The 23,110-nt window shown below is 42.4% G+C and carries 20 protein-coding genes; 14 read left to right on the top strand and 6 right to left on the bottom strand.

What is annotated here, in order from left to right; translation table 11 throughout:
* Positions 1-1,386 carry a V-type ATP synthase subunit B gene (locus AC27EF_RS05115; RefSeq protein WP_487109355.1) on the top strand — a complete coding sequence of 462 codons (1,386 nt, stop codon included), beginning with the start codon at positions 1-3 and terminating at the stop codon, positions 1,384-1,386.
* 12 nt (positions 1,387-1,398) lie between these two features.
* Complete coding sequence (locus AC27EF_RS05110; RefSeq protein WP_487109354.1) at positions 1,399-2,025, top strand: V-type ATP synthase subunit D; 627 nt, start codon at positions 1,399-1,401, stop codon at positions 2,023-2,025.
* A 107-nt stretch (positions 2,026-2,132) separates the two neighbouring features.
* On the opposite strand, the gene AC27EF_RS05105 is transcribed toward AC27EF_RS05110, so the two are convergent.
* The 5 genes from AC27EF_RS05105 to AC27EF_RS05085 all read right to left on the bottom strand — a co-directional run bounded on the left by AC27EF_RS05105 (position 2,133) and on the right by AC27EF_RS05085 (position 7,280).
* The gene (locus tag AC27EF_RS05105) at positions 2,133-2,567 is read right to left on the bottom strand and encodes a PTS mannitol transporter subunit IIA (RefSeq protein ID WP_487109353.1); all 435 of its coding nucleotides are present in this window, start codon (positions 2,565-2,567) and stop codon (positions 2,133-2,135) included.
* Positions 2,551-4,083, bottom strand: coding sequence for a BglG family transcription antiterminator (locus AC27EF_RS05100; protein ID WP_487109426.1), 1,533 nt, complete (start codon positions 4,081-4,083; stop codon positions 2,551-2,553). The genes AC27EF_RS05105 and AC27EF_RS05100 overlap by 17 nt, the downstream gene beginning before the upstream one ends.
* Positions 4,084-4,107: 24 nt before the next feature.
* Complete coding sequence (locus AC27EF_RS05095; protein WP_487109351.1) at positions 4,108-5,304, bottom strand: mannitol dehydrogenase family protein; 1,197 nt, start codon at positions 5,302-5,304, stop codon at positions 4,108-4,110.
* A gap of 73 nt (positions 5,305-5,377) precedes the next feature.
* Complete coding sequence (locus tag AC27EF_RS05090; RefSeq protein ID WP_487109350.1) at positions 5,378-6,817, bottom strand: PTS mannitol transporter subunit IIBC; 1,440 nt, start codon at positions 6,815-6,817, stop codon at positions 5,378-5,380.
* A gap of 1 nt (position 6,818) precedes the next feature.
* Entirely contained in the window at positions 6,819-7,280 is a 462-nt protein-coding gene (locus AC27EF_RS05085; protein WP_487109348.1) for a PTS mannitol transporter subunit IIA, read from the bottom strand.
* A gap of 555 nt (positions 7,281-7,835) precedes the next feature.
* On the opposite strand from AC27EF_RS05085, the gene AC27EF_RS05080 reads away from it, so the two are divergent.
* Positions 7,836-11,180, top strand: coding sequence for a LamG-like jellyroll fold domain-containing protein (locus AC27EF_RS05080; protein ID WP_487109347.1), 3,345 nt, complete (start codon positions 7,836-7,838; stop codon positions 11,178-11,180).
* Between the two features lie 147 nt (positions 11,181-11,327).
* Here the strand turns inward: AC27EF_RS05080 and AC27EF_RS05075 are convergent, their stop codons facing one another.
* Positions 11,328-12,413: a LacI family DNA-binding transcriptional regulator gene (locus AC27EF_RS05075; protein WP_487109346.1), complete on the bottom strand. Its 1,086-nt coding sequence runs from the start codon at positions 12,411-12,413 to the stop codon at positions 11,328-11,330.
* Between the two features lie 355 nt (positions 12,414-12,768).
* Between AC27EF_RS05075 and AC27EF_RS05070 the strand changes: the two genes are divergently transcribed.
* From AC27EF_RS05070 to AC27EF_RS05020, 11 genes are all read left to right on the top strand, one after another.
* Positions 12,769-14,208, top strand: a complete 1,440-nt coding sequence (locus AC27EF_RS05070) for an NAD(P)/FAD-dependent oxidoreductase (RefSeq protein WP_487109345.1) — start codon at positions 12,769-12,771, stop codon at positions 14,206-14,208.
* Positions 14,208-15,473 (top strand): NAD(P)/FAD-dependent oxidoreductase, encoded by a 1,266-nt coding sequence (locus tag AC27EF_RS05065; RefSeq protein WP_487109343.1) that lies wholly within the window; start codon positions 14,208-14,210, stop codon positions 15,471-15,473. The genes AC27EF_RS05070 and AC27EF_RS05065 overlap by 1 nt, the downstream gene beginning before the upstream one ends.
* Before the next feature lie 2 nt (positions 15,474-15,475).
* The gene (locus AC27EF_RS05060; RefSeq protein WP_487109342.1) at positions 15,476-15,826 is read left to right on the top strand and encodes a DUF1667 domain-containing protein; all 351 of its coding nucleotides are present in this window, start codon (positions 15,476-15,478) and stop codon (positions 15,824-15,826) included.
* Positions 15,827-15,851: 25 nt separating this feature from the next.
* On the top strand, positions 15,852-16,895 hold the full coding sequence (locus AC27EF_RS05055; RefSeq protein WP_487109340.1) for a glycerol-3-phosphate dehydrogenase: 1,044 nt from the start codon (positions 15,852-15,854) through the stop codon (positions 16,893-16,895).
* Between the two features lie 91 nt (positions 16,896-16,986).
* Positions 16,987-18,480, top strand: coding sequence for a glycerol kinase GlpK (glpK, locus tag AC27EF_RS05050; RefSeq protein ID WP_487109339.1), 1,494 nt, complete (start codon positions 16,987-16,989; stop codon positions 18,478-18,480).
* Positions 18,481-18,533: 53 nt separating this feature from the next.
* A complete protein-coding gene (locus AC27EF_RS05045) occupies positions 18,534-19,247 on the top strand; it encodes an MIP/aquaporin family protein (RefSeq protein ID WP_487109338.1) in 714 nt (237 codons plus the stop codon).
* Positions 19,248-19,450: 203 nt separating this feature from the next.
* Positions 19,451-19,870 carry a PPC domain-containing DNA-binding protein gene (locus AC27EF_RS05040; protein WP_487109337.1) on the top strand — a complete coding sequence of 140 codons (420 nt, stop codon included), beginning with the start codon at positions 19,451-19,453 and terminating at the stop codon, positions 19,868-19,870.
* Positions 19,871-19,891: 21 nt separating this feature from the next.
* Positions 19,892-21,274, top strand: a complete 1,383-nt coding sequence (asnS, locus tag AC27EF_RS05035) for an asparagine--tRNA ligase (protein ID WP_487109336.1) — start codon at positions 19,892-19,894, stop codon at positions 21,272-21,274.
* A gap of 42 nt (positions 21,275-21,316) precedes the next feature.
* Positions 21,317-21,925 carry a hypothetical protein gene (locus AC27EF_RS05030; protein WP_487109335.1) on the top strand — a complete coding sequence of 203 codons (609 nt, stop codon included), beginning with the start codon at positions 21,317-21,319 and terminating at the stop codon, positions 21,923-21,925.
* Between the two features lie 31 nt (positions 21,926-21,956).
* A complete protein-coding gene (locus AC27EF_RS05025) occupies positions 21,957-22,403 on the top strand; it encodes a GatB/YqeY domain-containing protein (RefSeq protein ID WP_487109334.1) in 447 nt (148 codons plus the stop codon).
* Positions 22,400-22,942: a cysteine hydrolase family protein gene (locus AC27EF_RS05020; RefSeq protein ID WP_487109333.1), complete on the top strand. Its 543-nt coding sequence runs from the start codon at positions 22,400-22,402 to the stop codon at positions 22,940-22,942. The genes AC27EF_RS05025 and AC27EF_RS05020 overlap by 4 nt, the downstream gene beginning before the upstream one ends.
* Positions 22,943-23,110: the final 168 nt, after the last annotated feature.

The following is a 23,110-nucleotide window of genomic DNA, read 5'->3' as shown; positions in this document are numbered from 1 at the left end:
ATGGCAATTCAATATTTAGGACTGAGCAGTATCAACGGTCCTCTCGTAGTTTTAGAGGGGGTGCAGGATGCATTTTTTGATGAAATTGTGGAATTTACGGTAGGCGGCAGCACGAAAAAAATCGGAAGAATTATAGAGCTGTATGAGGATCGCGCAGTGATACAGGTGTTTGAGGGAACCGAGAATATGTCCCTTAATAATACCCATACAAAACTGACCGGTCATCCCATGGAGGTAACTCTGGCGCCGGATATGCTTGGCAGGACGTTTAACGGAATCGGAAAGCCGGTGGACGGTCTGGGAGCGTTGGTATCTGACGTGAGAAGAGATATCAATGGACTTCCGCTGAATCCGGTGAGAAGAAAATATCCGAGAAATTATATTCGGACCGGAATTTCTGCAATTGATGGATTGACCACCCTGATCCGGGGACAGAAGCTTCCGATCTTTTCTGGAAACGGTCTTCCGCATGATCAGCTGGCGGCGCAGATTGTAAAACAGGCATCTCTGGGAGACGGATCAGAAGAACCATTTGCGGTTGTATTTGGAGCTATGGGAGTCAAGCATGACGTCGCTGATTTTTTCAGAAAAACCTTTGAGGAAAGTGGTGTTGCAGATCACGTGTGTATGTTTTTAAATCTGGCAAACGATCCGGTCGTTGAGCGTTTGATTACGCCAAAAGTTGCTTTGACAGCAGCAGAATATCTGGCGTTTGACTGTAATATGCATATTTTGGTAATTTTAACTGATATGACATCTTTTGCAGAAGCAATGCGTGAAGTATCTTCATCCAAAGGGGAAATTCCCTCCAGAAAAGGGTATCCGGGGTATTTATATAGTGAACTGGCGACGCTTTATGAGCGCGCGGGAATTATTGAGGGAGCGGAGGGGTCTGTGACACAGCTTCCGATTCTTACAATGCCGAATGATGACATTACGCACCCGATTCCCGATTTAACCGGATACATTACGGAAGGTCAGGTTGTGCTGGATCGTAATTTAAACGGTCAGTCCATTTATCCGCCGATCAGTGTATTGCCGTCATTGTCACGTCTGATGAAAGACGGAATCGGAGTAGGTTATACGAGAGAAGACCATCAGGATTTAGCCAATCAGCTGTTTTCTGCCTACGCAAAGGTAGGAGAAGCGAGAAACTTAGCCTCTGTCATCGGTGAAGATGAACTCTCGCCGATTGATAAAAAATATTTGGAATTCGGAAAACAATTCGAGGAACGCTATATTGGTCAGGGACATGAAGAAAATCGTTCGATGACAGAGACGCTGGATCTTGGCTGGGAGCTGCTGAAGATCCTTCCGAGAGAAGAGCTGGATCGCATTGATACGAAAATTATTGAGAAATACTTACCGAGAGAGCCACAAGAGTAAGGGGGGAATCGTATGGATCCAAGAGAGTTCCCAACCAAAGGAAATTTAATTCTTGCAAAAAATTCTCTGAATCTTGCCAGACAAGGTTATGATTTGATGGATAAAAAACGGAATATTTTGATTCGTGAGCTTATGGAGCTCATTGACGAAGCAAAAGGGATTCAAGAGCAGATTGACCTTACGTTTACAAGAGCCTACGCCTGTCTGCAAAGGGCGAATATCCAGCATGGGATCAGTAAAGTGGAGCAGTTGGCTTACACAGTGCCCATAGAGGATTCAATACAGATACAGACGCGAAGTATTATGGGAACAGAAATTCCTCATGTAAAATATGATGCCGGGGAAAATAAGCTTACCTATCCGATGGACGGAACCCTGGAGTCCATGGACATTGCAAGAGAGGCATTCCGTCAGGTTAAAGATTTGACAATTAAACTTTCTATGGTGGAAAATGCCGCGTATCGTCTGGCGACCAGCATTAAAAAGACACAAAAGAGAGCCAATGCGCTGAAAAACATTACCATTCCCACCTATACGGCATTGGTGTATAAGATTTCCAATGAGCTGGAAGAAAAGGAAAGGGAAGAGTTTACAAGATTAAAGGTGATAAAACGAATGAAGCAGAGGAAGCAATCTTAGAAAAAAAGAGAGAAAATCAAACAAAGACGTTTTTTGATTCATATCAAAAAACGTCTTTATGGAAAGTAAATACTATGAATCCAGTCTCAGACAACATGTGCAGATCTTTAGACTTCCAAATTGCCAATAATATCTAAAATTTCCTGTTTTGTTTTGGCACGGCGCATTTTTTCAATATTTTCTTCTTCACAAATGATTTCTGCAAGTTGTGTAAGGATATCCAGATGGGTACCGTCTTTTCCGGCAATCCCCATGACAATGTAAGCAGGTTCCTCGCCGTACATTACGCCCTCCGGAACTTGAAGCAGTGAAATTCCGGATTTTTTTATGTATTGTTCCGAACCGTCGATGCCGTGAGGGATTCCAACGTTATTTCCCACATAGGTGGAAATCACCCTTTCGCGCTGATGCATACAGGAAATGTATTCCAAAGCCACATAGCCTTGCTCGAATAATACTTCACCGGCTTTCTGAATCGCATCGGCCTTCTCCTTTAGAGAAACATTTAGTACAATGTTGTTTTCGTTAAAAATTTCGTTCATAATAGTCTCCTTTTCGGTTTAAAATTTCAAGTCTTCGTCGGGTCTCTGCCTTTTCTTTTTCATTGAGCAAGGGAGAAACACATAAATATTTGGATTCATCCAGATCCAATGGAACGGTTGAAATGATAAAATCATAATCTTCCAAAGTTTCGTCGTGCAGCTTATGAAGAGAAATAATTTTTTTTACATCAATTTCTGAAAATTCCCGTTCCAGGCGGCTGCGCAGCATTTTGGAGGAGCCGATTCCGGTGGAGCATACAACAAGCACTGAAATCGAGCGCTTGCTTAAATAATCCATGGAAGCGATAAAATAGATTACAATATATCCCACTTCGTCTTCCGGAATGGAAATCGAGTGAAAGATTTCCAGAAAGCTTTGTTTCACAATTTCATAAAGCTTTGGATTGGATTGATAAATTTCATCTAACATAGGGTTGGTAACGTTAATACCGCTTTGAATTCGCTCCATTGCCATGCTGATGTGAAGAAGCAAGTTTTCTGCAAGGTTTTTATCGTGGCTGAATGGAAAGCGGAATTTTGTTTCAACATCTCCAATGAGACAACTGATTTTATCAAGGCTTTGGAATACACTGACTTGCTGATGGCGTTCATAATGTGTTCGTCCCACATAAAGATGGATCATCCATTGGAAATACTCCTTCTCACTGTCATAAAGTGCGATTTCAAAATCATTCTTTAAAATACTCAAAATATCTGTTTGAAATTCCTGCTCGTAATCCTGATAATCCAGGGAAATATTCAGCTGAAGAATATTGGTTTGATTTTGCGTCAGCGGATGCCGTTTTATAAAAATGGAAATCAGGAGAAGAAACTCCTGAAGCTCCTGATCGGAAATATTAATATGCCGTTGATGTATTACTGAGCGAACTTTTTGATATAAAATTCGCAGAGGCTCTTCAAAGCCCCATCGGTTTAAAAATTCAATCAGAAAATTGGAATGATGTTTTTCATTTTTCATCCAGCCAAAGAAATTATCCGGAGATATATTTTCCAAAAGGACATTCACAAATAAATGCCGTTTGGGGATTTCATTTCCTGAAAGCCGCACGCCATAACTTTTCTTAGTTTCAAATGCAACATCATGGGTACGAATTTTTTCCTTTAAAATATGATAATCATTTCGGATGGTCTGGGCAGAGGTATTTAAGTCGATGGCAAGGGCCTTGGTTTTCATATAATCATCTTCGTTAATGAGCATAAGGAGCATAAGATCTACGCGTTCTTTTCCAGAATAAATCTGTTCGCTTTTTACATCTTCAAAGGCTTGGCTCAGTCTTTTGATATTGTAGAGAGAACCAAAAATCATCATGCCTCTTCCGGAGGAATGATCCAGTGTTAAATCAAAGGATTCAATGATGTCTGTGACCTCCGGCATTTGACGGTAAATCGTCCGCTCAGTGACTTGAAGGTTTTTTGCCAAGTCGGAGATTGTCAGTGGTCCATTGGCATTCATCAAATATTCAATTATAGCTTTGGAGCGGTCAGAAATATACATATACACCTGTTCTTTCATTTTTTATTATACAATCATCCCTCGAAGCTTTGCTTGATACGCTGTGAGTTCATAGATTAAATTGTTCAGAGATAATTGTTCATTTGTAACTTTATCATAAAAATAAAGAATGTGCTCAAAAAGTTGTTCATTTTTATAAATTTTACATGTTGCTTCCAAAAGCTGCTGAGGATTTTGATCCTTCATGAAGGAAAGTGCAAGGGCAATGGCAAAGGAAAGATAAACAGGAGAGATGTTTTCTTTCTCACAGCTTCTTGCAGCGCCCACCAGACGGTCAGAAGGCTGTAATTTGCGCAGAGGTTCTCTTGCGACTCTTTGTATGGTATCTTTGAGATACGGATTTTGAAAACGATACAGCAGATCTTCCATATGTGCCTGTAAATCAATAAAATCAATGTTATACCTTCGTGCAAGCATGAGAGCGCTTTCTGTCATGCACCCCTGAACAATTTTTTGAATTGCAGGATTTTGGGCAGCTTCATGAATATAAGACACTCCTTCCCGCTGACCAAGAAAAGCGGTGGTAAGATGTGCCATATTGTGAAGATACAATTTTCGTTCTAAGTAGTAGTGAAAAGGTTCGTACGGAATGATTTTTTTGCAGTTTGGCAGTGCGCCTTTAAAAGCGGATTGATCAATTGGCAGGAAATCATAAGGCTCTACCCGGACGGCCAAAGGGTGCTCCCGGTTGGAGATGGAGGCAGGATCCGATGGAGGAACCATGCGTCCGATGGACGTTTCTACGAGCCCCAGGTTTTCTTTCAGCAGCGGATGATATTTGTCAGGAAGAGCATTCAGAAGATCTTGCCGTAGCAATACATCTGCATCCATCAGATTCTCACAAATCAGAAGATTCACAATGGCGGATGGATCTTTGTCCCATCTTTGGATAAGTCCCTGTGCGAGAACCGGGGCAATTTTTGGAAGAACAGAGGCTCCGACAGATGTAGCGATGATATCGGCATCAGCGATTTCACAGGCGGCCGCCTGCACATTCTTGCCGTCAACAGCCCGAACGTTTTGAATCCAGTGAATGGATTGTTCCGGATTCATTATAATTTGGGGATATTTTTTTTCTATATTGATTGTATGAATGACATCGTCGTTTACATCAATGAAAGTAACATCATAGCCGATTTCTGAAAATAATGCTCCGATAAAGCCTCGGCCAATGCTTCCGGCGCCATAGATAACTGCTTTCATAAATTTTTTCCTTTTCAAAGAGTTGCCAAAGACTAAGAATAAAAATTCTTAGTCTTTGAAAGTTATAACGATCTTAAAGTTCGTTTTTGAAGCGTTCCACCAGTTCGTCATATTCCGGAGCCTTCAAATAATTTGAGATCGATAAATGCTGTTTCTTCGGCTGTGCCGCCTTTGCAGTTCCGGTAAGTTCAACATGTGTAATGACCAGATCCGCATCTTCCGGAATTTTTGAAATTGCAGTATTGATAACTTCAATCGGCAGGTCTGCAGCTTTTACTTTTTTCTTTAAAGCAGCGGCGGACATTGCAGAAGAGCCCATACCGGCGTCGCATGCAACGACAATTTTCTTAATCTTTTTAATGTCCACACCGGCAACTCCGAGACTGCTGTCATTTGTTGCAGCGGCAGACTCGTTTTTGGTACTGCCTGAATTTCCCATAGCTTCTTTTGGGATGACAGACTCTCCGAGAGAAGTATCTCCGCCTTTGGAAACCATACGTTTTACAAAAAATGCATTTAATACAAAAGATACCGCACAGGACAATACAACGCTTAAGATGACACCGAGCATACAGCTTTTTGGTGACAGAGCAAGTACGGAGAAAATACTTCCCGGAGAAGGCGTTGCAACAGTTCCGGCATTTAAGACGGTTAAGGTTCCGGTTCCGACAATTCCTCCGCCGATCATACCTATGATGGTCAGTGGGTTGGCAAGTACATAAGGGAAATAAACCTCATGGATTCCACCGAAGAAATGAATTAGAATCATTCCCGGAGCGGCTTCCTTCATTTCTCCCTTCCCAAAGAACCAGTAAGCCAGTAATAATCCAAGACCGGCACCCGGGTTTGGCACAAGCATAAACAGTGCAGAATGACCGAGCGTTTTTACCTGCTCGTAACCGATTGGTCCGAAAATACCGTGATCTAAGGCATTATTTAAGAACAGTACCTTTGCCGGTTCTACAAAGATTGCAGAGAGTGGTAATGCATTATGATCAACAATCCAGTTAACACCGCCTGTTAAAACAGAGGTAACAGTTTCCATTACCGGTCCGAATACCAACATTGCGATACAGCAAAGAATGGCTCCGATAATACCAAGTGAGAAATTGTTAACGATCATTTCAAATCCAGAAGGGATTTTCCCGTCTACTGCCTGATCAAATTTCTTGATGCACCATCCGGAGACTGGACCAAGAATCATAGCGGCTAAGAACATTGGAGTTCCGTCAACTGCAACAATCGCACCCATTGTAACCAAAGCACCGATAACGCCGCCTCGGTCGCCGCCGGTCATTTTACCGCCTGTATGTCCGATCAAAATCGGTAGCAGGGAGTTTAAGATCGGGGTAATTAATTTTGCCAGTTTGGCATTGGGGGTCCATCCTGTTTCAAGGAAAAATGCGGTAATTAATCCGAATCCGATAAAAGCTCCGATATTTGGGATAACCATTCCGGCAAGAAAAGCGCCAAATTTTTGGAGTTTCTGAGAAATACTAGTTTTTTCTGTCATTTTATAGCTCTCCTTTTTCCATATAGTTTTCATTAATCATATCGATAAATTTCTGTTTGGAAGAAGCATTTAGAAATTGCTGTCTTTTCAGAGGATTGAGCAGGATATCTGTAACCTGCATTAATTCTTGAAGAGGATCATCCTCCCGACCGGAAATTCCAATGACAAGTTTGACAGTTTCACCCTGATAGCAAATGCCATTGGAGAGCTTGACGATACTGATTCCGGGATGGAGAACATAACAAAGCGAATCTTCTGTTCCGTGGGGAATCATAACTCCAAGTCCAATGTATGTAGAATGTTCCTGTTCTCTTTTTAGCATGCCATGAATATATTCCTTCTGAATGTACCGGTTTTGCTCTAAAAGATCTCCAGCTTTATAAATTGCTTCTTCCGGTGTCTGACATGAAAAATTCAGACAAATGTTTTTTTGAAATTCATCGGTGAGAAGTTTGCCGGCCATGCGCCCTTCCTTTCTGTTGCTTATAAACGTTTATAATACCTGATGGAGCGAATTTTATCAGCCTGCAAGGCTGTAAGTTTATGAACGCTCTTGAAGTATGGATTTATGATAACGTAAAATTTGTATGAAAATCAATGCACATTAATGTCATATTTTTCAGAGACCACTGTGACAAAATTTTGTTTCGGGCTGAAATTTAAGATGTTTTAACAAAGAATTAACCCAAAGAAAGAAAATGTAAAATACTTTACACACCCGAAAAACAATGGAAAATTCTGCTGTCTTGGTGTAAGAAAATTACAAACGTCAAAAGGGCGGAACAAGGTTAACGGCAGGCGCTGAAATTCAGGGAAGAAGAGGACGCTTTCGCTGAGCTGTGTAATTTTGTTACATGAAGAATTGGTGAAAGGAAAGTAAAGTTTACATGGACGTTACAAGCCCATGATGTTTCCATGATGTTTTTCAAAAAAAGGCCGCTATAATGAAACATGTATTCAGACAGCGTTAAGAAAATCTTTATAAGATTCAGACAGGATATGAAGAAAAGGAGAAGACATGAGAAAAAGGATGGTCAGCAAAATATTGGTGTTAGCTATGATGGGGATGCTGGGAGGAACCCCGGCGATACAGTCGGCAGTTCCGGCAAGGACTGTATCAGCGGCGGCTGTGAAGCAAAAGAAAGAGGAGAAGACTGTGATTCCAAAGGCTGATGTCATGGATGTAGACTTTGCAGACGGAACAGCGAAGGATACATCGGAGACGGCGAATACCTATACCGTTGTGGGAAGCCCGGAAATTAAGGAAAGCAGTGAATTGCATAAAAAGATTGCAGTGTTTGACGGAAACTCTGCATATAAGTACGGGTTTGACGCTGCGAAGTATGGAAAAATGACGCAGAACGCCACCATTGAGTGTATGTTTAAGTATAACAGTCTTCCGTCGGGAGAATCTGATATTTTCTCAAATCAGCAAAGCGGCGGTCTCGGTCTGGGGCTGGATAACGGCACATTAACCTTTTTTGCACATGTGGGCGGCGGGTACCGCCAGCCCACTGCCAAAATAAAAGCCGGACAGTGGGTGCATGCAGTGGGAGTCGTTGAGGGTACTTCTGTAAAGCTTTATGTAAACGGAGAACGAAAAGCAACGGTAACGGCTCCGAGCGAAGGAATTAAGTTTACTTCTACGGAAGCGGCAAGGAACTTTCTGATTGGAGCAGACAGCAGCAGTAGCGGAGGCGCAGAATATTTTGCAAAAGGTTCCGTAAGCTTTGCAAGATTATACAGCGCTGCTTTAAGTGACGAGCAGGTGAAAGAGCTTAATGACAAAGCCTTTGAAGGTGCGGATCTTGACCAGACCGGTGTTTCCAAAGTCAATTTAAATCTGGTTGCGTCTGACACTGCGGCAGAATCAGCTCAGATGAATGTAAACCTTCATGCAAATACAGAAGATGTCAGCACAATCAATAAAATTACCTTTGATGTGAATTATGATCCATCCTGCGTAACGTATGCCGGTGTCCAGCATAAGATGAGCGGTGTGACCATTGACAATGACACCGAAGGGAAATTGTCTGTGACAGTAAATAAAGAATTGGCGGCGGATAAAGTCAATGAGTTTCGTACCACAAGACTTGGAAAACTGAATTTCAGGACAAGAGGTGTGAAGGGAAATCGCAAAGCTGAATTTACAACATCAAATTTCAGAGCGTACACCGGGGATCTTGAGGTTACCGAGGATGCGCAGACAGCAGATGCAAAAAAAACTGTGACGATCTATGATAAAGATGCAATGGATTTAAACGGAGACGGCGTGATAGGAGCAGGGGATATTGCACTGGCAAAAACGGAGTCTCAGAAAACAGCGATTGCCCAAAAGGCAGCAATTTATCCGTATAAACACGCAGTCGTGCTCACTGTGGACGGGGGCGGACAGATTTGGAATCCTGATGAAATTTATTACACCACCTCCAACAGTCAGCTGCCAAAGAAGACCTCTGACCCGTCCATTATGGCAAAGCGGAAAAATACCTATGCAATGAACTTGATCAATCAGCAGTTTGCAGCCAGTTATACAGCACAGTCAGTGACTCCTTCTATTTCAGCACAAAATTACAGTTCTATCCTTCATGGGGTGCCATGGGGAGATGTACCTTCGGAATATCAGGTAACTAATACGATTGCAGGACAAAAATATTATGCAGACTACGGAAAATCCCAAGCAAAATATCCGTCTGTATTTCGAGCAATTCAAAAAGCATATCCGCAGCGGGAGATGGCAGCATTTGCTGAATGGACGGAGATTTTAAACGGTATTATAGAACCGGATGCTGCAGTGATCGGCAAAGGCTCCGCATCCAAACAAAGCTTCTATGATGTTGCAAAATATATTCAAAGTTCTGATTTTGAGAAGACGGCGCTTGTTTATATGCAAAGCGACTGGATGGATCATGTGGGCCATAGTACCGGATACTATAATGACAAATACTGGTCTGAACTTGCTCAGTATGACGACTTTTACAAAGCCGTCATGGATGCATTAAAAGAATCCGGACACGAGGATGATACGCTGATTGTGACCAATGCAGATCACGGAGGAAGCGGAACCAATCATGGCTCCCTGGATCCTTCCAATATGGATATTTTCATTGGAATCGGCGGACAGACCGTAGATTCCGGCAAAAAATTATCCGGAGGAACCAATGCAGATATTTCTCCGCTGGTACTGAATGCTCTTCGGATTGAGAAGCCTTCTTCTATGACAGGAAAAGTTTTTGACCAGAGTGCATTCTTAAGACAGGAACAAATGTCAAAGAAAAAAAGAGAGGTAGAGAAGGTTACGTTTGAACGTCAGGGCAAAAATGCGGTAGTATCTTTGAGTAATCAAAAGCAGAAAACAAGAGCTGCAGATTTGGTTGTAGATCTGGATGGAAATAAGGTAAAAAGCATTCAGGTTCCGGATGGCGCAAGTGTTGTGAGAAATGTAGAAAAAAATGGAAAGCAGTATATTACACTTTCTTACGAAGAGCAGCCAACACAGATGGCAGTCCTTCATTTTGAAAAAACAGCGTCTTCAAAGGTTAAAATTAATGAAATTATGCTTGGTATGGAAAACGGAGACGAGGTATACTCTGATCTTGAAAATAAACAGGGACAGGCGCAGACAAAGGTAACTCTTGATAAAACAAGTATCACCCTTGCGAGAAATAAAAAAGTGGCGCTGACTGCGAAATTAGATGGTGAGAAGGCAGCGGCAAATGCTGTGACATGGAAATCATCCAATGAAAAGGCAGCGGTGGTAGACGCCAATGGAATTGTTACAGCAAAAGGAAACGGAAGTGCGGTAATCACAGCATCGGCAAAGGACGGAAGTGTTTCATCCGCTTCCTGTAAGGTAACCATACCTTATGAAATTCGTTATGTGCTCAATAAAGGAACCAATGCCAAAACAAATCCCACAGCATATTATAATCAGTCGGTTACCCTGAAAAATCCAACCAGAAAGGGATATGCCTTCCAGGGATGGTATACCGACAGCAAGTGGAAACATCCGATCAAGTCAGTGAAAAAAGGTATGGCAAAAAATTATACGGTTTATGCAAAATGGAGCAAAATCCGCGTTGGAAAACCAACGTTAAAAAGCCTTACGAAACTTGGAAAAACACAGGTCTATGTTCGTGTGAAAAAGGTTTCTCATGCGAAAGGATATGTGATCAAATATGCGTCCAATAAGAAGTATAAAAAAGCAAAATATCTTTATACAACATCTGCGGGAACGGTCTTAAAACGACTGAGTAAGAATAAGAAATATTATATCAAAGTCAAAGCCTATGCGATAGATTCCGCAGGAAAAAAAGTATTCGGCGCATACAGTAAGACCAAGAAGAAATCCTTAAAATCCTAGAATTATTTTTACAGGTTTAATTTCAGGTATCACTTATTTTCCCCCTTTCCAGGTCCGGTGAAAGCCGGTCATGGAAAGGGGGAATTTTTATGCAACCTTGGCGCCGCTTACAATCCCGGAATGTGTCTTTTGGAAATTCTGATGATTCTATAGCAAGAGCTTTGCTTTGCCGGTGGAGTTTCTGACAATTAACTCCGGCTCATATTCCATCCGCATAATATAGTGATGTTTGGAAGAGGTGCTCTTTTGAGCATTTTTTCTGTAAATAATATCCACGGCCTCCTGTCCTTTATAAAGAGATGCATGTTCAATGGTTGTCAGCGAAATCTGAGGCATAGAAGACAGGGCGATATTGTCAAAGCCGCAGACAGAATAATCATTGGGAACCCTGCAGCCGTAATCGGAGATGGCGGCCATAATTCCAAAAGCAGTCATATCATTATTTCCCACAAAGGCAGTAGAAGAAGTATGCTGCTCTAGTTCCTGTGTCGCAAGGTCGTATCCGTTTTGATATTCTGAGTTGTCAGCCGGATAACGTCCGTATGCTGCCAGTGTCGGAGATTTTACTTTAATTTGTTCCGGGTCCAGACCGTGGTCTTTAAAGCAGGAGCGAAGGCCGTCCAGACGATGGATTCTACCGACTTCTTTTGGTCGAATCGGCGTTGATATGTAAGTAATATGCTGATGCCCCAAGGAAATTAAATGTTCTGCCAGCATGTATCCCGGTTTTTTGCTGTCCAACTCTACCGCATCGAAGCGGCAGGCATCCGGCTTATCTCCGATGGAGACTACGGGAACCTGCTTGGATAAAGCGTTGGCTTGTGTAATTTTGGTCGGGGGATACAAAGAAATTACCCCGGCAAGCTCAAACCCGGATAAAAGGTTTAAATAAAGCTCCTCCTGAGAGACATCCCGCAGAGTATTAACCGTAAAAACCGTATATCCGTAATCTCTGGCGCGTTCTGTAATGGAATGAATGATCATGGAGTAGTATCCATTGGAGAGAAGGGGACAGATGACAATGATACTTTTAGACAGTGCACGCTCCTTTTTTTTGGCGCCGGCAATGGGCTTTTTATAGCCCAGCTCTTTGGCGCCTTGTTTTACTTTCTCAATGGTTTCCTTTGAAAAAGATACGTGTGGTTTATTGCTTAAAATCATAGAAACGGTGGATTGTGATACTCCGGTATATTCTGCCACATCTCTTGTCGTAACTTTATTTCGTTTTCCCATAAAATCAAACCTCATTTCTGTTATAAGCCGTCATATTTTTCTAAGCACAGCTCTGCCGGTGAAAAGCTATATCAATCAAAAAAATATTTTGATTACTTCAAAGCGTTAATTGAATTATTTCTTTGATTATTAATATTATACAAATGATTAATTGGAAATTCAAGGGATTCGGCACTTTGCGGTGCATGAAAAAAAATACATAGAAATCAGGGGGAATTAATCAAATAAAACGATTAATTAAAAAGCTTTGAAAAGCGCATGAAATGGGCGTTTGAGAGGTTTGACAAGGGGTAAAAAGTATGATTAGATTAGGGCAGAACGAAACAAACACGAAAAGAAAACGGAGGGCAAAACAGTGTATGATGTAGCAATAATCGGTGCGGGAATCACAGGCTGTTCTATCGCATATGAACTTGGAAAATATAATGTGAAGGCAGTTGTGATTGAGAAAGAAAATGATGTTTCCGTGGGAACAACAAAAGCAAACAGTGCAATTATTCACGGAGGATATGATCCGATTCCGGGAACAAAGATGGCAAAGTATAACATCAAAGGGAATCAGTATACAAAAGAATTATGCAAAAAGCTGGATGTTCCATTTCAGCAGATCGGAGCGCTGGTCGTTGCTTTTAGTGAAGACGAAAAGAAAACATTGGAGGAGTTGAAAGAGCGGGGAAAACAAAACGGTGTTCCGGATATGGAGATCTGGGATCAGGAAAAGCTTCGCAAAGAGGAGCCTAATATTTCAGAAGAAGCGGTTGCCGCTTTAAGCTCACCAAATGTTGGAATCGTAAGTCCTTGGGAGCTGGCGCTTGCGTTAGCGGAGACTGCAGTTTTAAATGGAGTGGAAATTCAGCTGAATACAGAAGTTACCGGAATTGACAAAGAAAATGATACATATAAGATTCAGACCAATCAGGGTGAGATCGAAGCAAAATATATTTGCAATGCAGCCGGAGTTTTTGCAGATAAAGTAAATGAAATGTGCAATGAAAAGACCTTTGAGATTACTCCAAATAAAGGGGAGTATTATTTGATGGATAAAAGTCAGGGCACTCTTGTCAATCATGTGATTTTCCAATGTCCGAATGAAAATGGAAAAGGTGTTTTAGTATCTCCGACCGTTCATGGAAATCTGATTGTGGGACCGGATTCACAGCCAAGTGCCGGCGATGATGTTTCCACAACAAAACAGGGATTGGACTTTGTAAGAACAAAGGCTTTGAAGTCTGTACCGGGAATTAATTTCAGAGAATCCATCCGAAACTTTGCAGGAGTCCGCGCAAGAACTGCGGAACATGATTTCCATATTTATGAGGATCCGAAAAATAAAGGATTTATTAATATTGGCGGTATGGAATCTCCCGGATTATCCTCCGCATGTGCCGTCGCACTGGATATTGTAAAAATGCTTGCGGCTTCCGGGCTTGCACTGAAACAAAAAGATCACGTGACGGATGAGCGAAAAATTGACCGGTTTAAACATTTGAGTCATGAAGAACGTGCAAAATTAGTAAAACAGAATCCGGCGTATGGAAAGATTATCTGCCGATGCGAGACAATTACAGAAGGTGAGATTGTCAACGCACTGCACCGGCCGATTCCGGCTACATCTATTGATGCAGTGAAAAGAAGATGCAACGCAGGTATGGGAAGATGCCAGGGAGGTTTCTGCGGACCAAGAGTTCAGGAAATTATTGCTCGAGAGCTGAAGATTCCGTTGGCGAAGGTTCCTCAGGATCGTGTAGGAACAGATATTATTACAGGAGAAACAAAGGACGGAGGTGCCAGATAATGAAATATGATGTGATTGTAGTCGGCGGGGGTCCTGCAGGATTGGCAGCGGCAGTGGAAGCGAACAAAAACGGCGCCGAAAAAGTATTAGTTGTAGAAAGAGATCAGGAGCTTGGGGGAATCTTAAATCAGTGTATTCATAACGGATTCGGACTTCACTATTTTAAAGAGGAGTTAACAGGTCCGGAATATGCAGGAAAATTCATTGACATGCTCAATGAAACCAACATTGAAGTGATGTTGGATACTATGGTTCTGGATGTAGATGAAAAAGAAAAATGTGTGCATGCCATGAATAAAAAGAACGGTTATATGAAGCTGGAGGGAAAATCTATTATCTTAAATATGGGATGCCGTGAGAGAACCAGAGGAGCCATTGCAATTCCGGGAGATCGTCCGGCTGGAGTGTTTACCGCAGGTGCGGCACAGCGCTATGTGAACATCGAGGGATATATGGTCGGAAAGAGAGTTCTGATTCTCGGTTCCGGGGATATCGGATTGATTATGGCAAGACGTATGAGCCTTGAGGGAGCGAAAGTTGTGGGATGCGTAGAGCTTTGCCCTTACTCCAACGGATTAAACCGTAATATTGTACAGTGTTTAAATGACTATGATATTCCGCTGTATCTTTCTCATACGATTACGGATATTCAAGGGGATAAGCGTGTGGAAAAGGTCATTGTTCAGAAGGTAGATGAGAAAAATCAGCCGATTCCAGGTACAGAAATGGAATTTGATGTGGACACAGTGTTATTATCTGTAGGATTGATACCGGAAAATGAATTAACACGGTCAGCGGGAATTGCCATGGACCCTGCAACCAGCGGACCGGTTGTTTATGAAAATATGGAAACCTCTGCAGAAGGTGTATTTGCCAGCGGAAATGTAGTGCATGTTCATGACTTGGTAGATTTTGTAACAGCGGAAAGTCAGAAGGCAGGAAAGAGTGCTGCGGAATATGTGAAAAACGGTGAGACAAAAGATCAGACCTGCATAGATCTGAAAAACGGAGACGGAGTAAATGGTATTGTGCCTCAGAAAGTGCGTCCTTCCAATGTGGAGAAAATGGTGGAAGTGATGTTCCGGGCAAGAAATGTGTTCCAAGATGTTCAAATCAAAGTAACATCCAACGGAGAAGAGCTGGCATCGTTTAAGAGAGAACACATGGCGCCGGGAGAAATGGAAAAGATTGTGATTCCAAAAGCATTTTTAGATAAGGTTGAAAACGGAGAAATTACAGTATCTGTAGAAAAGGTAGGTGCATAAGAATGACAGAATTAATTTGTATTGTTTGTCCGAAAGGATGTCATTTGAAGGTCGATGAGGAAAATGGATATAAGGTGACCGGAAACGGCTGCCCGCGAGGAGCTGCTTATGGAGAAAAAGAACTGGTAAATCCTACCCGTGTCATTACTTCTACGGTAAAAGTGGATGCAAAGACAGCCAGAAGAGTCCCGGTAAAGACAGCGGGAGATATTCCGAAGGGAAGAATCTATGATATAATGGAAGAGTTAACAAAGGTTACCATGAAGGCGCCGGTACAGATTGGAGATGTAGTGATCTCTGATGTGCTGGGATTGGGCGTCGATGTAGTGGCTTGTAAAAAAGTGACAGAATAATAAAAATTATCAGGAGGATATAAAAATGAGCGTTATAACATTTGTATGTGCAGGTCAGATGAACTCTGCAATCACATTTCCGGCATTCGAGAACGGACATGAGGTGCGTCTTGTGGGATCACCTTTGGATCGGGAAATTATTGATGGATTAAGAAAGGATAATTTTCATATTACCTTAAAGAGAACTCTGCATGATGGTATTAAATATTATCAAATTGAAGAATTGGAAGAAGCTTTGGAAGGAGCAGATTTGATTCTCGGCGGAGTCAGCAGCTTTGGACTGGATTGGTTTTGTGATGAAATCCTCCCGGTACTGCCGGAAGAGGTTCCGCTTTTAACAGTAACCAAAGGAATGGTGGATTTAGATGACGGAACGCTGGTTCCATATCCTCACATTTTTGCGCAAAGACAGCCGGAAGGCAAGAATATTAACTTTAATGCAATCGGTGGACCGTGCACAAGCTATGAACTGGCAGACCACGATGACAGTCACGTGGCATTCTGCGGAAAAGATATGGAAACATTAAAATTTATTCGATCTCTTTTAGAAACAGATTATTATCATATCAGTCTTTCTACGGATGTGGTTGGTGTGGAATGCGCCGTTGCAATGAAAAATGCATATGCATTGGGGGTATCTCTGGCAGTCGGTCTTGCAGAAAAGAGAGACGGAGAAATCGGCGCAGTTCATTATAACTCTCAGGCAGCATTGTTTGGCCAGGGCGTAAAAGAGATGATTCATTTGTTGGAGCTGATTCACGGAGGACCGGAAAATATTATTCACGGTGCAGGAGATTTATATGTTACGGTATTTGGAGGAAGAACCAGAAAGATCGGTACTCTGCTTGGAAGAGGATTAACCTTCGATGAGGCGATGGAAGAGCTTCAGGGCGTTACCCTGGAATCTATTGTGATTGCCACAAGAACTGCCCGCGCGGTAAGAAAACTGGCGGAAAGAGGAGTTGTATCCTTAGAGGATTTCCCACTATTAATGCATGTGGATGCAATTATTAATCAGGGAGCAGAAGTGAATATTCCTTGGAAAGCGTTTACAACGGCTGTAGAATAAGGCACCTTTACAGTAGAAAAGTCTTTGCCGAATTTTAAAGAGGCAAGACTTTTCTGCTGTTGCAATTATTTTTTATCAGGAGGTAATGTCAATGAAAAAGTACATTATGGCACTGGATGCAGGGACTACCAGCAATCGCTGTATTCTGTTCAATGAGCAGGGAGTCATTTGCAGTGTGGCGCAGAAGGAATTTACACAGTATTTTCCACATCCGGGATGGGTGGAGCACGATGCGGATGAGATTTGGTCTTCTCAGCTCGGAGTTGCAGTAGAAGCGATGAATAAGCTGAACATTACAGCGGATCAGATCGCTGCAATCGGAATTACGAATCAGAGAGAGACAACGATTGTATGGGACAAAAATACCGGAGAACCAGTGTATCATGCCATTGTCTGGCAGTGCAGAAGGACATCTGAGTTTTGTGATGAGCTGAAGGAAAAAGGGTTTACAGATCAGTTTCGCGAAAAGACAGGATTGATCATTGATGCGTATTTTAGCGGAACAAAAGTAAAATGGATTTTAGATCATATTCCGGAAGCAAGAGAAAAAGCAGAAGCAGGGGATCTGCTTTTTGGTACGGTGGAGACATGGTTAATCTGGAAGCTGACCAAAGGAAAAGTTCATGTCACAGATTATTCCAATGCGGCACGTACCATGTTATTTAATATTAATACGTTGCAGTGGGATGATGAGATTTTGCAGGAGCTGGGAATTCCAAAATCCATGCTTCCACAGGCAAGACCATCCAGTGAAGTCTATGGAATGGCAGATGCTTCTTTTTTCGGAAAAGAAATTCCGATTGGCGGAGCAGCAGGTGATCAGCAGGCGGCATTGTTCGGACAGACTTGCTTTACTGCGGGAGAAGCAAAAAATACATACGGAACCGGTGCATTTCTCCTTATGAACACGGGAACAAAACCGGTCTTTTCAACCAATGGACTGGTAACAACCATTGCGTGGGGACTGGACGGAGAAGTCAATTATGCGCTGGAAGGCTCCATTTTTGTGGCAGGAGCAGCAATTCAGTGGCTTCGTGATGAAATGCGGCTGGTGGATTCTTCTCCGGATTCTGAATATATGGCATCAAAAGTGAAGGACACCAATGGATGTTATGTGGTTCCGGCGTTTACAGGACTGGGCGCGCCTCATTGGGATCAGTATGCAAGGGGGACCATTGTGGGAATTACCCGCGGGGTAAATAAATATCATGTGATTCGTGCGACACTGGAATCTCTGGCATATCAGACTTATGATGTTTTAAAGGCGATGGAGGCAGACAGTGGAATTCAGCTAAGTGCTTTAAAAGTAGACGGAGGCGCCAGCGCCAATAACTTTTTAATGCAGTTCCAGTCTGATATTTTAAATACGCAGGTACGCCGTCCGAGATGTGTGGAGACAACGGCGATGGGAGCAGCTTATCTGGCAGGTCTTGCAGTGGGATATTGGAAAGATAAGAACGATGTGATTGCAAACTGGAATATTGATCGTGAATTTGCTCCGGCAATGGAAGAGGCGGATCGGAAGAATAAGCTTGCCGGATGGGAAAAAGCCATTCAATATTCGTTCGGATGGGCAAAAAATTAGAACGTTAGCGATATTATAATTGAATAAAGGAAGAGAGATGGGAAGGATTGACAATGTTACCATATATATCAGAATTTTTAGGAACAATGATTTTAATCTTACTGGGAGACGGCGTGGTTGCCAATGTAAATCTTGAGAAATCGGGAATGAAAGGGGCAGGAGCGACGCAGATTACGTTGGCATGGGGATTTGCGGTATTAATTCCCGCATTTATTTTCGGAGCGGCATCCGGAGCTCATTTTAACCCGGCTTTGACCATAGCCCTTGCGGCAATCGGAAATTTCTCATGGTCTATGGTGCCGGGGTATGTGGCGGCTCAGATCGCCGGGGCATTTGCAGGCGGCATACTGGTGTATGTACTATTCGCAGGGCAGTTTGAAGCAACAAAAGATCAGGCTGCAAAATTGGGTGTTTTTTGTACGGCACCATCGATTTCCAATACCTTATTAAATTTGTTGAGCGAAATGGTCGGAACGTTCGTTCTTGTGTTTGCGATTTTGGGAGTTGGAAATGTAGAGAATGCAAGCTCCATGGGATTAAATTATTTCTTTGTGTTTTCCATTATTGTGGCGATTGGTATGTCTCTGGGAGGACTTACTGGATATGCCATTAATCCGGCAAGGGATTTTGGACCGAGGCTTGCACATGCGGTTCTGCCGATTCCGGGAAAGGGAACATCAAACTTTGGATATGCATGGATTCCGGTGATTGGACCGATCCTTGGAGCATTGATTGCGGGTGGACTTTTTACAGTGATCCCGTGGTAGTGTTACGTTCCTTAATGGGGCACAGCACATGGTAATTAATTATTAGAACGGTTATGATCACAATCAGATCAAAAGGAAAGATTATTTGATGAAGGCGTCAGCGATAGAAACAGCTGGCGCCTTTTCTTTGATCTTTCCCCTTGTTGAACAGATCAGCTTGTTTTATAATCAAAGAAAACACACAGAAAGGATGAATCAGCAATATGGAATACAGAAAATTTAATCATCAATATGTTCTTCGGATCGACCGGGGAGAAGAAATCTGCGAGCAGTTAAAAATTGTAGCAAAAAAAGAAAATATCAAACTGGCATATTTGACAGGGATTGGCGCGGCAGGCAAGATTACAGCCGGTGTGTTTGACACACAGGAAAAGGCATTTAAGGGTCAGACATGGAAGGGTGATTTAGAGATTGTTTCCATTGCCGGGAATATTAACACCATGGATGGGGAAACTTATACACACTTTCATATTAGTTTTTCCGATGAACAGGGAAATGTTTTCGGAGGACATCTGACAGAAGCAGTGATCAGCGGAACCGGAGAGCTTGTATTAACAGAGATTGACGGCAGCGTAGATCGCAGGTTTGATGAAGAAACCGGGCTGAATCTATTTGAATTTTAAGAATGCGGAGGTATCCAAATTATGGATATGATAACAGGAAGACAATTATATAAAAATGCCAGGACATATGATCAGAAAGAAGTAGAACTTTGTGGCTGGGTAAAGAATAACCGGGGATCAAAAAACTTTGGATTTCTGGTAATCAGCGATGGAACTTTTTTTGAGCCGATACAGGTTGTTTATGGAAAGGAACTTGAGGAATTTTCAAAAATCAGCAAACTGACGGTGGGATCATCTGTGATTGTCCGGGGAATTTTGGTTTTGACTCCGGAAGCAAAACAGCCTTTTGAAATCCAGGCAAACAGCGTTGTAGTGGAGGGAGAATGCCCATCCGATTATCCACTGCAAAAGAAACGTCATACGTTAGAATATTTAAGAAAGATTTCTCATTTGCGTCCGAGGACCAATACCTTTCAAGCTGTTTTTCGCGTACGTTCTCTCACCGCCTACGCGATTCATAAGTTTTTCATGGAAAGAGATTTTGTTTATGTGCATACGCCGATTATTACCGGACAGGACTGCGAGGGAGCGGGAGAAATGTTTCAGGTAACGACCATGGATCTTGAGAATCTTGCAGGACAACATGTAGATTATGAGGAAGATTTTTTTAAGAAGCCGGTAAGCCTTACCGTCAGTGGTCAGCTGGCAGGAGAAACCTTTGCTCAGGCATTCCGGAATATTTATACCTTTGGTCCCACGTTTCGGGCAGAAGCATCCAACACCACAAGGCATGCGGCAGAATTCTGGATGATTGAACCGGAAATTGCCTTTGCCGATCTGGACGACAATATGATACTGGCAGAGCAGATGATCAAATATGTTATTGGCTATGTTATGGAGCATGCACCGGAAGAGATGAGATTTTTTAATCAGTTTATTGACAAAGGACTGATAGAACGGTTGGAACATGTAGTTTCTTCCGATTTTGCACGGGTCACATATACAGAAGCAGTAAAACTTCTGGAAGAGCATAATGATCAGTTTGAATATAAGGTATCCTGGGGAACGGATCTTCAGACAGAACACGAGCGCTTTTTAACAGAGGAGATTTTCAAGAAACCGGTGTTTGTTACGGATTATCCGAAAGAGATTAAGGCTTTTTATATGAAAATGAATCCGGATGAAAAGACGGTAGCAGCGATGGACCTTCTGGTACCAGCGATTGGAGAGATAATCGGAGGAAGTCAGAGAGAAGATGATCTGGACAAGCTGAAGAAACGTATGGAAGAGAATGCGATGAATCCTGAGGATTATGAATTTTATCTGGATCTTCGGAAATATGGATCGACGCGCCATGCCGGATTCGGTCTTGGATTTGAACGAATGGTAATGTATGTAACAGGAATCGGCAATATCAGAGATGTGATTCCATATCCGAGAACTGTCGGGAAATGCCAATATTAAAAAAGAAAATGCATATACTACTTAAAAAATGAGGTGAAAGTTATGCATTCAATCTGGCAGGAAAAAATGGAATTTCCCGACTATCCGATTCTGAGAAGAGATCAGAAAGCAGACATTGTCTACATCGGAGCAACGCTGCGCCACGGAATTGAGGCGCATTTCCAAAAGGAACAGGGAAAAGCAGTGATGATTCTTGAGGAACAGTCAGTTGCCAAAGTATCCAAACTCGGAGGCATGGGGATTTTAAAAGCAGGGAATCGGGAAGAAAGAAAAAGCCTTCATATGCTGCGAGACTATATTTGCGGCCGCGGAATTCCGTGTGATATGAAAGTCGTTTCCGAGGACTGTCTCTGGGTACATCCGATCAAGTTGTTTTTATTTATGACAAAAGATATTTTGGTGTATGAGCAGACCGAAATCTGCGGACGAAAGGGAAAAAGACTGGATATTGGAAGTGCTTATATTGATGCAGGGCAGATTTTTGAGGAGGAGCGAGTGGGAGATCCGGTTTATGTCCATGTTTTTGAAAAGGATCTGTTCTTAAAGGAGAAGAGCGAGTCTTTTTTGGAAGTTCGTACTTACAGGGATGTATGGCTCGCAAGTTCTTATCGGCGGGAGATAGAAGGAAGTTTATATTACTGGGAAATTTAACAGAAATAGAAAATTGGAGGAGGACAATACGATGAGTATGATTGATGTAATTCGCAGAGAAATGATGACTGCAATGAAAAAGAAGGAAAAAGAGAGAAAAGAAAGTCTTTCCATGCTGTTGAATGCGTTAAAAAATGCACAGATTGATAAAAGAGAGGATTTGACGGAGGCAGAAGAAAATTCAATTATTGCAAAGGAAATCAAGCAGACAAAAGAAACCATGGAGTCCTGTCCGCCGGACCGGACAGATATTATAGAAGAATGCAGGACAAGGCTGGCTGTACTGGAGGAATTTGCACCGGAGCAGATGAGTGAAGAGCAGATCAGGGCTGAGATTGACTCTGTTTTAAGCGAGCTGGGCATATCGCATCCATCAATGCAGGATAAGGGAAACGTGATGAAGAATTTAATGCCGAGAGTCAAAGGAAAGGCAGATGGAAAGCTGGTAAATCAGTTAGTGGGAGAAAGGCTGCAATGAAGAAACTATTAGTGGCAATCGATTTACAAAATGACTTTATTGACGGCTCACTGGGAACGGAGGAAGCACAGAAGATCGTATCTTATGCAGCACAGAAAATTCTTGAGTTTCAGGGAGATATTTACGGAACCTTAGATACTCATTCCGAAAATTATCTGGAAACCCGGGAGGGGAAAAATCTTCCGGTTCTGCACTGTATTTGCGGTGAGGACGGATGGGCGTTAAATTCGGAAATTATGGAAGCGCTTGTCAAAACTAAAGGACGGGTTCATACGTTTTGCAGGAAGGGAGCATTTGGCTCGATAGAACTGGCAGAGCAAATCAAAGAGGATTTTGTCGGTGAGGATCTTGAGATTCAGCTGATTGGATTATGTACGGATATTTGTGTAATTTCCAATGCCATGATCCTAAAGGCGGCATTTCCGGAGGCGAGACTGATGGTGGATTCCTTATGCTGTGCGGGGGTTACGCGGGAAAGTCATGTTCGCGCGCTGGAAGCCATGAAGGCGTGTCAGATTGAAATAATGGAATCAAATTGACGGAAGTGTAAATACATCATGGAAGGAAAAGCGGAGTGAGTCCCTCAAGGATTGAGGGATTTGCTCCGCTTTGTTTCGTTTCGCAAGGTCTTATTGCATTACCTTGTTGGTTATAGTCTATCACTATAACCAACTATTTTTTTTCGGTATTTCACAACAGGATTTCTT

It is taken from the genome of Anaerostipes stercorihominis (assembly GCF_057535655.1).
The sequence above is the reverse complement of the archived record's forward strand: the minus strand, read 5'-3'. Positions and strand labels throughout refer to the sequence as shown.

What these genes read in the sequence shown, in the direction of transcription:
- AC27EF_RS05115 (WP_487109355.1), top strand. Translation starts at nt 1, where the DNA reads ATGGCAATTCAATATTTAGGACTGAGCAGTATCAACGGTCCTCTCGTA.
- AC27EF_RS05110 (WP_487109354.1), top strand. Translation starts at nt 1,399, where the DNA reads ATGGATCCAAGAGAGTTCCCAACCAAAGGAAATTTAATTCTTGCAAAA.
- AC27EF_RS05105 (WP_487109353.1), bottom strand. Translation starts at nt 2,567, where the DNA reads ATGAACGAAATTTTTAACGAAAACAACATTGTACTAAATGTTTCTCTA.
- AC27EF_RS05100 (WP_487109426.1), bottom strand. Translation starts at nt 4,083, where the DNA reads ATGTATATTTCTGACCGCTCCAAAGCTATAATTGAATATTTGATGAAT.
- AC27EF_RS05095 (WP_487109351.1), bottom strand. Translation starts at nt 5,304, where the DNA reads ATGAAAGCAGTTATCTATGGCGCCGGAAGCATTGGCCGAGGCTTTATC.
- AC27EF_RS05090 (WP_487109350.1), bottom strand. Translation starts at nt 6,817, where the DNA reads ATGACAGAAAAAACTAGTATTTCTCAGAAACTCCAAAAATTTGGCGCT.
- AC27EF_RS05085 (WP_487109348.1), bottom strand. Translation starts at nt 7,280, where the DNA reads ATGGCCGGCAAACTTCTCACCGATGAATTTCAAAAAAACATTTGTCTG.
- AC27EF_RS05080 (WP_487109347.1), top strand. Translation starts at nt 7,836, where the DNA reads ATGAGAAAAAGGATGGTCAGCAAAATATTGGTGTTAGCTATGATGGGG.
- AC27EF_RS05075 (WP_487109346.1), bottom strand. Translation starts at nt 12,413, where the DNA reads ATGGGAAAACGAAATAAAGTTACGACAAGAGATGTGGCAGAATATACC.
- AC27EF_RS05065 (WP_487109343.1), top strand. Translation starts at nt 14,208, where the DNA reads ATGAAATATGATGTGATTGTAGTCGGCGGGGGTCCTGCAGGATTGGCA.
- AC27EF_RS05060 (WP_487109342.1), top strand. Translation starts at nt 15,476, where the DNA reads ATGACAGAATTAATTTGTATTGTTTGTCCGAAAGGATGTCATTTGAAG.
- AC27EF_RS05055 (WP_487109340.1), top strand. Translation starts at nt 15,852, where the DNA reads ATGAGCGTTATAACATTTGTATGTGCAGGTCAGATGAACTCTGCAATC.
- glpK (WP_487109339.1), top strand. Translation starts at nt 16,987, where the DNA reads ATGAAAAAGTACATTATGGCACTGGATGCAGGGACTACCAGCAATCGC.
- AC27EF_RS05045 (WP_487109338.1), top strand. Translation starts at nt 18,534, where the DNA reads ATGTTACCATATATATCAGAATTTTTAGGAACAATGATTTTAATCTTA.
- AC27EF_RS05040 (WP_487109337.1), top strand. Translation starts at nt 19,451, where the DNA reads ATGGAATACAGAAAATTTAATCATCAATATGTTCTTCGGATCGACCGG.
- asnS (WP_487109336.1), top strand. Translation starts at nt 19,892, where the DNA reads ATGGATATGATAACAGGAAGACAATTATATAAAAATGCCAGGACATAT.
- AC27EF_RS05030 (WP_487109335.1), top strand. Translation starts at nt 21,317, where the DNA reads ATGCATTCAATCTGGCAGGAAAAAATGGAATTTCCCGACTATCCGATT.
- AC27EF_RS05025 (WP_487109334.1), top strand. Translation starts at nt 21,957, where the DNA reads ATGAGTATGATTGATGTAATTCGCAGAGAAATGATGACTGCAATGAAA.
- AC27EF_RS05020 (WP_487109333.1), top strand. Translation starts at nt 22,400, where the DNA reads ATGAAGAAACTATTAGTGGCAATCGATTTACAAAATGACTTTATTGAC.